General features: G+C 53.6%; 13 protein-coding genes. 6 read left to right on the top strand and 7 right to left on the bottom strand.

All coding sequences use genetic code 11. The features are described 5' to 3' along the window. The 3 genes from CFLAV_RS30935 to CFLAV_RS30945 form a co-directional block, all read left to right on the top strand. Nucleotides 1-1,904: choice-of-anchor tandem repeat GloVer-containing protein (locus tag CFLAV_RS30935; protein ID WP_007418889.1), on the top strand; the 1,904-nt coding region annotated here is incomplete at its 5' end. A 103-nt stretch (nucleotides 1,905-2,007) separates the two neighbouring features. After that, a complete protein-coding gene (locus CFLAV_RS30940) occupies nucleotides 2,008-2,487 on the top strand; it encodes a PNPOx family protein (protein WP_007418890.1) in 480 nt (159 codons plus the stop codon). Between the two features lie 109 nt (nucleotides 2,488-2,596). Next, nucleotides 2,597-3,601: a phosphatase domain-containing putative toxin gene (locus CFLAV_RS30945; RefSeq protein WP_007418891.1), complete on the top strand. Its 1,005-nt coding sequence runs from the start codon at nucleotides 2,597-2,599 to the stop codon at nucleotides 3,599-3,601. Between the two features lie 24 nt (nucleotides 3,602-3,625). Here the strand turns inward: CFLAV_RS30945 and CFLAV_RS33545 are convergent, their stop codons facing one another. The 4 genes from CFLAV_RS33545 to CFLAV_RS30970 form a co-directional block, all read right to left on the bottom strand. Next, nucleotides 3,626-4,432 carry an energy transducer TonB gene (locus tag CFLAV_RS33545; RefSeq protein ID WP_007418892.1) on the bottom strand — a complete coding sequence of 269 codons (807 nt, stop codon included), beginning with the start codon at nucleotides 4,430-4,432 and terminating at the stop codon, nucleotides 3,626-3,628. A gap of 154 nt (nucleotides 4,433-4,586) precedes the next feature. Continuing rightward, nucleotides 4,587-5,312, bottom strand: coding sequence for a DUF6515 family protein (locus tag CFLAV_RS36020; protein ID WP_007418893.1), 726 nt, complete (start codon nucleotides 5,310-5,312; stop codon nucleotides 4,587-4,589). Between the two features lie 66 nt (nucleotides 5,313-5,378). Beyond that, nucleotides 5,379-6,182: a DUF2092 domain-containing protein gene (locus tag CFLAV_RS30960; RefSeq protein WP_007418894.1), complete on the bottom strand. Its 804-nt coding sequence runs from the start codon at nucleotides 6,180-6,182 to the stop codon at nucleotides 5,379-5,381. Between the two features lie 301 nt (nucleotides 6,183-6,483). Then, the gene (locus CFLAV_RS30970; RefSeq protein ID WP_040550966.1) at nucleotides 6,484-7,209 is read right to left on the bottom strand and encodes a glycosyltransferase; all 726 of its coding nucleotides are present in this window, start codon (nucleotides 7,207-7,209) and stop codon (nucleotides 6,484-6,486) included. Here CFLAV_RS30970 and CFLAV_RS33555 point away from each other — a divergent pair. The 3 genes from CFLAV_RS33555 to radC all read left to right on the top strand — a co-directional run bounded on the left by CFLAV_RS33555 (nucleotide 7,193) and on the right by radC (nucleotide 10,019). Beyond that, complete coding sequence (locus CFLAV_RS33555; RefSeq protein ID WP_050786011.1) at nucleotides 7,193-8,593, top strand: sensor histidine kinase; 1,401 nt, start codon at nucleotides 7,193-7,195, stop codon at nucleotides 8,591-8,593. The two genes, CFLAV_RS30970 and CFLAV_RS33555, sit on opposite strands and share 17 nt — an antisense overlap. 141 nt (nucleotides 8,594-8,734) lie before the next feature. Further along, nucleotides 8,735-9,193, top strand: coding sequence for a hypothetical protein (locus CFLAV_RS30980; protein WP_007418897.1), 459 nt, complete (start codon nucleotides 8,735-8,737; stop codon nucleotides 9,191-9,193). Nucleotides 9,194-9,284: 91 nt separating this feature from the next. Beyond that, the gene (gene radC / locus CFLAV_RS30985) at nucleotides 9,285-10,019 is read left to right on the top strand and encodes a RadC family protein (RefSeq protein ID WP_007418898.1); all 735 of its coding nucleotides are present in this window, start codon (nucleotides 9,285-9,287) and stop codon (nucleotides 10,017-10,019) included. 26 nt (nucleotides 10,020-10,045) lie between these two features. Here the strand turns inward: radC and CFLAV_RS33560 are convergent, their stop codons facing one another. From CFLAV_RS33560 to CFLAV_RS31000, 3 genes are read right to left on the bottom strand one after another with little or no spacing between them, the layout of a single operon-like run. Continuing rightward, on the bottom strand, nucleotides 10,046-10,915 hold the full coding sequence (locus CFLAV_RS33560) for an alpha/beta fold hydrolase (RefSeq protein WP_007418899.1): 870 nt from the start codon (nucleotides 10,913-10,915) through the stop codon (nucleotides 10,046-10,048). Between the two features lie 33 nt (nucleotides 10,916-10,948). After that, nucleotides 10,949-11,893: a hypothetical protein gene (locus CFLAV_RS30995; RefSeq protein ID WP_007418900.1), complete on the bottom strand. Its 945-nt coding sequence runs from the start codon at nucleotides 11,891-11,893 to the stop codon at nucleotides 10,949-10,951. A gap of 20 nt (nucleotides 11,894-11,913) precedes the next feature. Continuing rightward, complete coding sequence (locus CFLAV_RS31000) at nucleotides 11,914-12,594, bottom strand: hypothetical protein (RefSeq protein WP_150107695.1); 681 nt, start codon at nucleotides 12,592-12,594, stop codon at nucleotides 11,914-11,916. Between the last annotated feature and the right edge of the window lie 89 nt (nucleotides 12,595-12,683).

The following is a 12,683-nucleotide window of genomic DNA, read 5'->3' on the forward strand; positions in this document are numbered from 1 at the left end:
GTGTTTTGAAATGCTCAACCAATGGCACGCTCGATTGGCTTGCTGATATTGAACATGGCACCTATCTCGATGCGGCCCCGAGTTTGATGGCGGGTTCAGATGGGAATTTGTACGGCACAACCTCCGTCGGTGGCCTAAAGAACAGCGGCACTATTTTTCGCCTCACTCTTCAAGGCAATTATACCCGACTCTACTCGTTCTCTGGTCCCGACGGAGTATTTCCCCGCGGAGAGTTGGTGCAGGACACGGATGGAAATTTCTATGGCACCACCACTTCGGGCGGTGCTCATAACTGGGGGACGGTCTTCAAATATTCAACCAACGGCGTCCTCAGCACGCTGTTCAGTTTTGCGGGACCCGATGGCAATGCGCCAGCGGGAGGATTGGTGCGCACTCCGGATGGAACCCTTTATGGAACCACTGCCGGTGGCGGCCTTCAAGATCTTGGAACCGTCTTCAAAATCTCCCCCTCCGGCGTGCTGACATCCCTCGTCTCCTTCGTGGCTACAAACGGGGTCTACCCACTCGGCTACGAGCCAAGGGCAGGACTTTTGTTGGAGGAAGACGGCAATCTCCTCGGCGTCAATTCTTGGGGCGGTCAGAGCTACAATGGGACCGTTTTTAGGATGACTCCAAACGGCGCCGCGAGCACTCTGGTTGATTTCCATAATGAAACCGGGAATGCTCCCCATAGCGCGCTCATCAAGTCAGTGAATGGTAACATATATGGCACTGCACTAGAAGGCGGCCTTTACGGGGGAGGTACCATCTTCCAGCTGAATCCAGCCGGACAAGTGACAACTTTGCATCACTTTCAGGGCACGGAAGGCATCAATCCGGTCAGCGGCCTCTTGGAAGCACCAGACGGAAACCTCTACGGCGCCACTCAATCCGTATTTGTTGGAACCAATTATAACCGGTATGGAGGTTTATTCCGCTGTGGCACCAATGGTGACTTCACGCCCTTGATGGCCTTTGACGGAGTGAATGGCAGAACTCCCAGTGCACCTCTCGTTCAAGGCCCGGACGGTTTTATATACGGCACTACGGCAGAAACGGGCTCCACCAACAAAATCAGCACGATCTTTAAAATTTCAACGAACGGTTCTTTCTCCTCTCTGGTCTCTTTTGATTCCTCAGTCGGTTTGACTCCCAATAGCCTGACTGTTGGAACCAATGGGCTCCTTTATGGAATAACCTTCTCTGGCGGTATCAGCAATTATGGCAATATTTTTTCCGTAAGCACCAATGGTCTCTTCACCTCATTGGCCCAACTCACTGCTCTCACTGGCGGAAAATCAGTTGCTCCCCTGACTCTGCATCCGGATGGCAATTTTTATGGCGTTACCTCCTACGGTGGTACAAACGACGCGGGAACATTCTTTAAATTGAACCATGCCGGCAACCTGAGCATCATTTCTCATTTCCCTTCCATCTATCATTCCTTGGATAAGTATGGCCTGACTATTGGTCGGGACGGCAATTTTTACGCCTTCTTTGCCGGCGGCGGAGCGGAAGATGATGGAAGGTTTATCAGAATTTCCCCGGCAGGTGATCTTACCGAACTTTACAATTTCACGTACAATGACAGCCGATGGCCGTTAGGCATACCGCTGTTGGTTGATTCCGGTGCTTTCTATGCGACAACCACATACGGCGGCTCCAAAGGCGCAGGCAGCCTCATCCGCCTGTATGAACCTTCACTCACTTTTGCCGCGATTGGAAATTCGGACATCACCTTGTCATGGCCTGCCGCCGCTACAAATTATACCCTCCAATCCGCCACCTCACTCAATTCTCCCATTTGGACCACCTTGAATCTCACCCTCTCGGTCACCAACCAAACCAACAGCGTCGTTTTACCAAAAGAAGCCGGTAATAAATTCTTTCGATTGTCCCAATGACATTGTACTACACCCGCTCACTCCTCTGATGTATTCAACCAACTGCAGCCCCAGTTCCGCAACCATTGCAAGCGCCCCTTTCCAAATGATATAGTGACCATCGATGTCACTCATCGCCTCCATCGAAGAATTGGAAGCCATCTACGGCCTGCCCGCTGAAACCGCCACGCTCAAAGTCGCCGACCGCATCACACCGCATTATCGCGCTTTCATCGACGCCTCACCCTTCGCCGCCCTGGCCACCAGCGGTCCTGAAGGGCTCGACTGCTCCCCGCGCGGAGACCTCCCCGGCTTTGTCCGCGTGAACGGCCGCTCCCATCTCACCATCGATGCCGACGTGCTAGCCTCCTTTGCCGTCGATGGCAAATCCCCGCGCACCGTCATGATCATCACTGTCGAAGCCGTCTATTTCCAATGCGCCCGCGCCATCATCCGCTCCGACCTGTGGAATCCTGCCAGGCATCAAGACCCCAACAACCTGCCCAGCCCCGGCCAAATTCTCGCCGACATGAGCGAAAACCGCGTCGGCGGCGAAGACTATGACCGAGCTTGGGCCGATCGAGCCAAACAAACACTCTGGTGATGTTTCACCGCTTCAAAGCCAGACACTTGCACACCCCAAAAAAGCTTCCAGTTATCCTTCTTCTTCATTATCTTCGCAGAGCAGTGATCGTCTCATTTGCCGTAACAAAATGAACATTAAGGAGCAGCACCAACCAAAAGGCATTCGCGGTAGATCGCTTTTCCTGCTCCTTACAATCTTGTCGCTTTCTGCCTCCAGCCTCCTGCAGGCCCAAAGCTTTTCCGGAACCAATCACGTTCCAACTACAGTTCATCCACTGACAGCCAAGGGCATCGAAAACTTTTTCCAATTAAGCGATCGCTTTTACTCCGGCTCCGCACCGGAAGGTGAATCGGCCTTTGCCGAACTAAAAAATCGCGGCATCAAAACCATCATTACGGTCGATGGCGCCAAACCCGACGTCGAAACCGCCCACCGTTTCGGCATCCGCTACGTCCACCTTCCCATCGGCTACGATGGTGTGCCAACCAACCAGGCCATCCGTCTCGTCAAAGCTGCCGAAACTTTGCCTGGTCCCATTTACATCCACTGCCACCATGGCATGCATCGCGGCCCTGCTGGTGCCGCCGTCATCTGCATGGCCACTGAAGGCTGGAGCGCCGAGCAAGCCGACTCCTGGCTCAGGCTCGCCGGCACCGCCACCAACTACGCCGGCCTCTACAAAAGTGTCGAACAATTTCAGGTCCCTACTCCCGAAGCTTTGAAAAAAGTTCCCGCCAATTTTCCCGAACAATCCCCAGTCTCCCCGCTCGCTGATGTCATGATCCAGATTGATGAACGCTTTGAGAATTTGAAGTTGATCAAAAAAGCAGGCTATAGTGTTCCCACTTCCCATCCCGACCTGGATCCCGCCCACGAAGCCTTGCTCCTCAACGAACTCTTCAAGGAACTCCTCCGCTCACCTGCAACAGCCAGGCGCACTCAGGATTTCCAAGCCAAATTACAGGAAGCTGAAGGCTGCTCCCATCAATTTTACAACGCTCTCATCAGCACAAACATTTCCGGTGGATACTCAGTAGCTGCTTTCAAACAGCTCAACGCAGCTATCACAGATGCCACTTTCAAAAAAGTCACCGACTCCTGTACCGCTTGTCACAAAGCGCACCGCAACTGAATCGAGTAGACTTCCCGAACTTCCCTACCTTTCAAGTGTGAATTGTACCGGCTGATCCACCTCAGATTCCACCGGCACATCATTCAACCTCGCCGGCTCAAATTCCCATCGGCGGCGCACCGTTTCGACAGCAGCTTCATCCAGCTCGGCAAATCCGGAACTCTCCTTCACCTCAACCTGCGTTGGCCTCCCTTTCGCATCCACCTGCACCCGCAACACCACCAACCCTTCATGACGCCGCCGTTTGGCAGTGACGGGATAATCGGGCGCTGGACTTCTGCGCCCCCGCGGAAAAGCCTGCGTCATCACACCCTTGTTTGCGGTCGGAGTTGTCGCCTGCGAAGCCGCACTTCCTTCTGCAGCCGTTGATCCCGAAGGCGCGGTCACAGGCGCAGTTTCAACACTCGCCTCAGGCGGAGCACTGGCAATGTGAGCAGTATTAGCTGCCTGAACCACAGGCTCCGGAGGAGTCACAATTTGACTGGTCAGCTCCACCACCGGTTCACTCATTTCCGGTTTGGCTATGGGAGCAGGGAGAACTGGACGGGGAACAACTGGCGGCTCAAGGCTCGGCTTGGGTGGCGGCACCGAAACAGGCTTAATTTCCTTGGGCGCTTCAACTGGCTTGGGCACAGCTGCAACTTTGGCCGCAGTCGCCGGCGTTTCTGATGACTCGCCTGGAAATCCCGTCACGAGGCTTACCTCCACATCCCTGAACTTTCCCTCATCATTCGAGCGCGCGAGGTGTATGGAATAAGCGGCAACAGCAAGTGCCAGCAACGCATGCAAAGCGATTGCCACCACCAGGCTTCGTTTAAAATCCATCTTCATCACGACCGGACTATGGCGTAAATTATCAACTCCTTTGCAATTTGTCTTTTGCTTTCATCCGCCCCTGGATTGGAAGTGCCCCGGATAGCCCGATAGGACGGGCCAGAAGAATTTGTGAAGAGGACCAAAAATCGAAATCACAGCCGCATGCCCATCATTGCGGCGCAACCGTCTGATATTCCGTTACCCCGTTGACGAAAACCGGCATGTAATAAACACCGTTAAATTGGTATGCCATCTGTCCATTAACCGCCACTTGCGCCGCTCCCGGGGGCAACTCCGGCACGGTAACGCCCAACGGAGGCTGTACGACCACGAATTGATTGCCTTGCTGAACGTAAAATGCTCCGGCCGAATAATAATAGGTGACATTTCCTGCAACGATCGAAACCGCATCGGATGGAAGCTCATTCACCACGGCCCCAACCGGCGGATACACCTCCTGGTAAGACCCTTGGGCTGTCGGCTGATAGTAAAGACCGTCGGAATAATAATAAGGCGCATTATTTACGTACAATGGCTCATATCCAACTGGCAACACAGCGACGAATGCGCCTGGAAAAAATCGTCTCCGGAAAAAATGATCCCGGTCAAAATCCCTCGCAAAATGCCGATTCACATCCACTCTCTCATTTCGAATAATGGGTGAATTGGCGTGCCGAATCGATCCATGATCAATGCGCCCAACTGCATGATGCGGCACCTCCGGGCCTGAACGCCGGTGTAAACGGTCGCGCGGGCGCTGCCGGTCGCGGTCCAAACCCACCCCCATGCTCGCCGCCTCCAACGTGCTCGCCTCCACCCATTCCTCCAACATGCCCACCTCCGCCGCCATGTCCACCACCACCACCACCACCACCGTGTTGCGCCTGCACTCCATGCGTGAAAACAATCCACGCCAGGAATATCACAACTCTGCCAGACCAGGGAAAAAATATTTTTAAGTTCATCGCCTGATTTCCTTTTCTTTCAGGGCTTTTACTTCCTGTATCGGAATCTTCTGGGCGCTTGCCGGCGGCTCGAACTCAAAGACAAAATCCGACAGCTTTGTTTGGAAATCCCAAGCCGTGATGATGGCCGTAAATTCAGGCGAATTATCCTCGTCCTTATAAGTAATCACCAATTTTCTTGGCACCGGCCTCGGCCCTGCCTCAATCCAGATCTGCCAGTCGATATTCGCCTCGCTAAAAGCCAGATGCTCGCATGGAACACCCAAAACTGTCACCGGCCCGATATACCTTCCCGAGATGATGTCCTTGGTAAAATTTTTATAGGGATCGCTCACCAGCAAATCCTCCAGCGGCAACACCATCCCCAACCGGTCCGTGGCATAATCCAGCGCCTCATCAATCGTGCCCGGCACCTTCGTTTCCCCAAAAAAATTCTGCACGCGATTGAACAGTGTGAGCGTCTTTCCGTTATAAAATATCCCGCGGCTGTGCCGTGTGGAGCGCAGTTCAGAATGCCACCGGTTCGGCCTGCGTATTTGCACATCCAAATTGCGCCCGGCCTGCACGCGCTGGCCGTTCATCAAATTATCGTCCTGCCACATCTCCGCACTGAAGGAGAAATACTTTGCTTCCGCCAGATAATCACTCGTGCGCTTAAGCAGTTCATCCGCCTTGGGATCAATGGCAGGTTTGTCCTTCTTGTCCTTCGCCCATGCCCACGTTGTAAACACCATCAAAACGATCCCGACCACCACCGCTACGTGGAAATATCTTCTAGTCTGACTATTTATCATTCGCATGGTTGTCTCCTTGCCCGAAAGGGCAGACTCGATCCCCAGCTGTTCTTTTCGAATTCCAAGCTTCCGAATCGATGAATTGATGCTGCAAAATAAGAGGAGTCAGGCTTCGCTCCGAGGAAAGGCCCATTCCCAGTGAAACAACCCAACCGCTGTGGTGAAGTTCCGCAAGCGTTTTTGCGGCGCTGGAATCTATCACACGATCCAACTGGTTTCTCAAAAAGGACGTCCTCACACCCCCAACCTCAAGCCTCGGGCCTCCCTCTTCAATGGGTTAACCGCCCCAGAACATTCCAACGGACCGCTATCGCTTGCCGTCGTAGAACATTCGTAAATGTTTCTTGTTGTGCATGGTCCGCTTCGGAAAAAGCAAACATCGCGCAATCACGGTTAGAATCTCCTTGAATCCATACAAATGAAATTTGCGATCTGATGTTTTTACCGGATTCTCATGGAGAATCCTTATTTTTAATCCATGCTGCCGCCCCCAGCGTCCCAAACGTGCGCTAAAATCAGCATCCTCCCCCGCCAGGAATTTCTCATCAAATCCCCCGATCTCTCGAAAAGCTTGTGCCCGGCAAAAAACAAAAATTCCGGGTGTCAGTTTCAGTGTGCGAATCACCAGGTTGGATGCCTTGGCAAATAACCAGATGCTCCACTTCACCTCGCCGTAATCAATCGTGCTCGTGCCGCCCACCGCTATTCCCCCTTCCATCTCCTTGAGTGCATCGGCCAATGTTTCGGCTGGCAACAATGTATCGGCATCCAAAAAAATCAACCATTCTCCTGACGCCACACTTGCCCCCTTGTTACGGGCGCCTGAAAATGAATTAATTGCCTCGAACACCACCTCCGCTCCCGCGCGCCGGGCCAGTTCCGCGGTCGCATCCTTGGAATTATTGTCCACCACGATCACTTCCGACATCAACCCTGCGGTCGCATTGGCCCGCAGTGCGGCAAATGCGCTCTGCACGCAAGCCTCGATCACTTTCGCTTCATTAAAGGCCGGTATTATGATGGAAATCTTCATCTTGCCCGCGTCATCCATACCTGAACGGGCAAACGGCATCAATCCCCGTCCTGATCATTTTCCGTCTCTTAAGCGAGTTGGCGATTTTGCGGTTATCGATTATAATTTTCTGTTCGGGATTCATAAAGTGACTGTTTTACGAGCCAAATTTTTGCACTCGCTGCACTGGCTGCAATCCAGTGTCGCGGCCAATAACTCCCTCGCGGGCTCAACCTCCTCGGTGGCTCGCCGCTACTCCGTAAGCATTGCCATTCTTGTGCTCGCAACCGCCATCCGCTGGGCGCTTGATTCTGCTCTGGGAAACACCCAGGCCTATACATTCTATTTTGCTGCCATCGCGCTCACTTCCTGGTACTCAGGATTTTGGCCATCCATCCTTGCCATTTGTCTCTCCTATTTGGCCGCCCACTGGTTTTTCGTCTTTCCTCGCCACCAGTTCGTCTTCCACGAATATTCTCTGGACGATTACATCAGCCTCGGGGGCTTTCTGTTCTCCGGATTGGCAATCGCCTTTACCAGCCGCGCCTTGCACAACGCCCGAAACCGCTCGGAAGCCGAGCGCCAATTGCTCGCCCGTGAAATCATTGGACGGGAGCGTGCTCAGCAGGAATTGCAACATGCTCAGGAGCAATTGCGGGAGCATGCCTTAACTCTTGAGAAACGAGTCGAAGAACGCACGGCCAGTCTCCGCGAATCAATTCAATCGCTGGAGGGTGTTTGTTACCATATTGCCCACGACCTCCGCGCGCCGCTCCGTGCCATCCAGGGTTTTACCACCATTCTCCTCAGTGACTACGCTTCCAATCTGGATCAGACCGGAAAGGATTTTGCCCGCCGGGCTGCCAATTCCGCTCACCGGATGGACAACCTCATTTTTTCGCTGTTGGAATACGGCCAACTCGGTCACATGCAGATTCCCTTTTCGAATGTTCCCCTTGAGCCTCTCGTCAACGCCACGCTGGATCATCTCGCAGACGAAATTCGTTCCAGTAAGGCCGAAATCCGGATTGAACAACCATTGCCCTCCGTATGGGGCAACCCGGAGCTCATCCTGCAGGTTCTTGAGAATCTTTTCAGTAATGCCCTCAAATTTATTCCCGCTGGCACCATACCCAAAATCCACATTTACTTCGAACAGACTGGCAAGCTTGTAAAACTCTGCATCAAGGACAATGGCATTGGCATCAAATCGGAATATCAGAAACGAATCTTTCAAATCTTTGAGCAATTAAATAAAACCGATGCCGCTTCAGGAACCGGCATCGGCCTGGCACTCGTCGCCAAAGCCGTTCAAAGAATGCACGGCCGGGTAGGTATTCAATCTCAACCCCGTCAGGGTAGTGTCTTTTGGATCGAACTGCCGGGCGCGATCTCACAAAACTGATCCAGGCCAGGCCATTTAATTCATTCAGATACTCATCCGCTTCGCCAAAACCGGCACTGTTTAAGGGATCTACACCAGAGTTGGCTAAACATAATCGTAAATTCCAGATGCACACGCGCTTGAGATGTGCCTTATTAGTATATGGCAGCTAGAGCTATTGCGGCCAGACGGCCTGACTTGGTAAAGCAGTTTTCGGTCTTCACCGCCAATAAGATGGGGCGGCTGCACGACTTGATTTCCCTGCTGAGCACTCACAACGTGGATGTTATCGCGCTCACGATTTTGGACACCACTGACAGCTCCATTATTCGGCTCGTCACTGACGATCCCGAACGCGCGCGGGAACTCCTTTACACCAATGAGTTTGCGTTCACGGAAAGCGACCTGCTGGTGGTCGAGCTTGATTCCGCCACCGAGCTGAATCGGCTCATGTCCGCCCTCCTGGAGGCTGAGATTAACATCAATTATCTTTATTCGTTTATCCCTCATCCTCACGGAAAATCCATTTTGGCCATGAGCATGGAGGACGGTGATATTGCGGAAACCGTCCTTCGGCGGCATCAATTTCGCATTCTACGCCAAAGCGATATTTCTCGTTGATACGGAAGGTCCTCGGTCACTCTGGGTCACGGACGACTGAAAAACATTTTTCTTTCTCAGGCGGCCTGTTCGTGATTAAACAGGGCTGCCAATGAACGAGCCCAGCCGCATCAACGAACAAAACGTAGGTCTGCGCATCAAGGATCTCCCCGATGCCGAGCGTCCGCGCGAGCGGCTGGTTCAACACGGCGCTGACGTCCTCAAAAACTCCGAACTGATTGCCATCCTCCTGCGTACCGGTTTGAAAGGCGTTTCCGCCATAACGGTTGCCGAGCAGTTGCTGCATCGCTTCGGCACTCTGGATACTCTCTCCCGCGCCACCCTTGCTGATCTCTGCAAAGTAAAAGGCATCGGCCGCGACAAGGCCATCGCCCTCAAAAGCGCCTTCACCCTTGCGCGCCGCATGGCAGCCGAACTTAAACCCGAAGGCACAGTGCTCGATAATCCCGAAGCCATCGCCGACCTGTTACGGGAGGAGAACCGCTCCTATGAAGTAGAAAACTTTCAGGTGGTATTGCTCAACACACGCCGCAAGCTGATCCGGGTCGAGAACATCACCCAGGGCACGCTCGATACCCTGCTCATTCATCCGCGCGAAGTGTTCAAGTCCGCGATTTCCGCCAATGCCTCCGCCATTGTGCTGGCCCATAATCATCCCAGCGGCGATCCCACTCCTTCCGAAGCCGACATCAAAGTCACCCGCGATCTCATCCGCGCCGGCCAGTTGCTCAAAATCGAGATTCTGGATCACATCATCCTGGGCCGCCGCACCAATGAACGTCCCAAGGATTACGCCTCTCTCCGAGAACTGGGATATTTTTACTAACGCATCAGAAGTCCGGGTGGTCGGGATCATTCTTCCAATCGCTTCGATTCAACTCCCGGTTGCGGCCTATGCCTGGCTTGTTCAACCACCTGTCGAATTGCACTGACAACTAATTCCGGTTCTTCAAAAGGGACGACATGCCCGCTCTTCTCAGTGATGATGTGTTGGGCATTCGGCAATTTATCCACCCATTCCTGATGGAACTTCAACCACATTGGTCTGAAGGTCTTCAGTTCTTTCTTTTGTTCCTCGGTTACAAAGCTTGGAAGCACGCGCGGCCCCATTGCGGTAATAAGAATGATTGGAATGCCGGGTGGCATCTGGCTTTCATGCGCTTGAGTCAAGGTGGCCTGCATTTCTTTCCACAGTGGATCCGGCATGCCGCCGCGGTTCGGGCTCTGCTCCTGGTTCCAATTGATGAATTCCTCCTGGGTCGGGTCCACCAATACCATCCCCACAACCTCTTCGGGATACATGCCGGCAAACACACGATTCAGCGGGCCGCCGAATGAATGTCCTACGAGAACGTAAGGCGGCTCGACGTGTGCATTCCGCAGTGCAATGTGAAGTTCGCGGGCGATCTGTCGTGCGTCCCGCGGTTCAGGACCCGGCTTGGACCGTCCGATTCCCGCCCGATCATAGGCGACTGTGCTTGTGAATTTGCTAACCTCGGGTTGCACTAGAATCCAGGCCTCCAACGGGCCACCGCTTGCGCCCATGCCTCCGCTTTCGAATACCACAGTGGGACTTCCATGGCCGGACAAATGCATGCAAAGCTCATGTCCCCCGGCATCAATGTTTTGAAACACCTTCCGGCCCTTCCGGCCGGGATCTGTGGCCAGAAAGATGGCGAGGCAACTCAATACCGTGGCAGGCACTGCCAGAAGTCTGTTCATAAATTCAGTTGAATCCCGATGTTTTGTGGACGGTTACCGATGCCGATTCCTCGCCAGCGACATTGGCGCCAGACCCAGCCGTGCGATTGGGAATGGCAGGAGCGCAGCCAGAACGAGCAAATGTTCGACGCGAACAACATCGAAAACGGGAGTGGCAAGTATCGCCAGTGCGACCAATGCACCCGTGCCCCCCGACCAGATCAGCAGATACTTCCAGACGCGACTGGGCGTTATCTTGCTCCAGGAAAAGACAGCCATCCAGAGCTTGAATAAGACCGCGAGCGCCAATACCCACCCGATAATGAGGATCTGCAGATCAACGTGAGCCTTGCACCATTTCTCGTGGGCCGCCATCCAGGCGCATGCTATTAACGCCAGCACCAGTGCAATCGCCCTGATGCAAAGGGAGGTGATAAGTGGTTTCCAGGTGGAAGCGAGCCCCGTCCAGAATCCCCCCACCATGCTTCGCCACGTGATCAATGAAAGTCCGCCTAAAGATAGAATCAAAATCAGATGCCAGGAGTGGGGATAGAACAGTTTGAACTCGAACAGAAGCATGTCTAGTTGTGACGTGCTTGGCCAACTGACCAGCCAGAAGTAAACAAAAGCGAGGACCAGCAACCAGGTGATGGCCACGCTGACTGCGGCCACCTTCATTTTAGTTACGACGATTTCGCCAGTAGCCAGCGGCCTCACGGCCAGAAACGCATTGAGAGAGTGGTCCCGGGACCAAAAATCCGCTTTGGAAAAAGACATGCCGACGACCGCGGCGAGAAGCATTGGCATCGCTAAAATGAGCGCCAGAGCCGACACGGTGGCATTCGGATCATTTCGAGATAACCATGAAATCGGTCCGACCAGGATCAGGATGCCACCAGCACACATTGGCAGCACCCACCCCGCGCGCCGCCATTCGAACCAAAATTGAGCTGCCGCAGGAGAAGTGAAAGCCTTGCGGCGCCGCGGCAGGGCATCCATGATTCGGTCCAATTGCACACTCAGCCGACTGCGCCTTTCGTCCGCTTTCGGCCCCTTTGCCGGGCCACAGAAGCCCACGCAGTCAGAAAGGCTGCGACAGCGATGCCCACCAATATCGCGCTTAAAAATTTCTCTGAGATCCAGAAGGCGCCTGTAGTGTCTTTGGCCGCAAAGGGCAAAACTCCAATGAAGACAAAGATTGGGCCCAGCAGACCCAGGACAACAATTCGGATGACACGGAATCCTGCAAGACTCCAGAGGACGGTTTGATACAGCACCATGAACGTGCCCAATACCAGGGGAAACCACCAGGTTGCGGATAGTTCCGCGTGTGTAAAGACGAGTTTGGCCCAGAGCCAGTAGGCCACGACTATGGACGTCACACCCAAACAAATCGGGAGAGCCACAAGCAACAGCGTCGAAACGGGAAGAACGAAAAGACGGTAGGGAAATCCAGTCCATTCCTTGCCGGGGCGTGTTTCGGTATAGTTAAAAATCCCAAAGATGAAAAGAAGCGATAACGCCATCAGCATCCCATTGACTGTGTTCAGCAGTTCCCGGTAGGACTCCACCAAACGCATTCGCTCGGGCACGATCTGGTTGGCGAGAGAACAAAACGAGATGATTCCCACAATCAGCCAGATGGACCGGTGGTTTTGTCGCCATACTTGCCAGCCCAACGCCATAACTGGTGAACGCATAATGAATTCAGGGAATTATTCTCTGGAACTGGAGTGATCGATGAAAGTCACGGGGAACCCATGCGCCATAAAGATTTCGTTCAGCAGCG

This window comes from Pedosphaera parvula Ellin514, assembly GCF_000172555.1.
Lineage (GTDB): Bacteria > Verrucomicrobiota > Verrucomicrobiia > Limisphaerales > Pedosphaeraceae > Pedosphaera.

Bases quoted from the DNA above. Each gene is read 5' to 3' on its own strand.
- CFLAV_RS30940 (WP_007418890.1), top strand. From the start codon at position 2,008: ATGTCACTCATCGCCTCCATCGAAGAATTGGAAGCCATCTACGGCCTG.
- CFLAV_RS30945 (WP_007418891.1), top strand. From the start codon at position 2,597: ATGAACATTAAGGAGCAGCACCAACCAAAAGGCATTCGCGGTAGATCG.
- CFLAV_RS33545 (WP_007418892.1), bottom strand. From the start codon at position 4,432: ATGAAGATGGATTTTAAACGAAGCCTGGTGGTGGCAATCGCTTTGCAT.
- CFLAV_RS36020 (WP_007418893.1), bottom strand. From the start codon at position 5,312: ATGGAGTGCAGGCGCAACACGGTGGTGGTGGTGGTGGTGGTGGACATG.
- CFLAV_RS30960 (WP_007418894.1), bottom strand. From the start codon at position 6,182: ATGCGAATGATAAATAGTCAGACTAGAAGATATTTCCACGTAGCGGTG.
- CFLAV_RS33555 (WP_050786011.1), top strand. From the start codon at position 7,193: ATGATGGAAATCTTCATCTTGCCCGCGTCATCCATACCTGAACGGGCA.
- CFLAV_RS30970 (WP_040550966.1), bottom strand. From the start codon at position 7,209: ATGAAGATTTCCATCATAATACCGGCCTTTAATGAAGCGAAAGTGATC.
- CFLAV_RS30980 (WP_007418897.1), top strand. From the start codon at position 8,735: ATGGCAGCTAGAGCTATTGCGGCCAGACGGCCTGACTTGGTAAAGCAG.
- radC (WP_007418898.1), top strand. From the start codon at position 9,285: ATGAACGAGCCCAGCCGCATCAACGAACAAAACGTAGGTCTGCGCATC.
- CFLAV_RS33560 (WP_007418899.1), bottom strand. From the start codon at position 10,915: ATGAACAGACTTCTGGCAGTGCCTGCCACGGTATTGAGTTGCCTCGCC.
- CFLAV_RS30995 (WP_007418900.1), bottom strand. From the start codon at position 11,893: ATGGATGCCCTGCCGCGGCGCCGCAAGGCTTTCACTTCTCCTGCGGCA.
- CFLAV_RS31000 (WP_150107695.1), bottom strand. From the start codon at position 12,594: ATGCGTTCACCAGTTATGGCGTTGGGCTGGCAAGTATGGCGACAAAAC.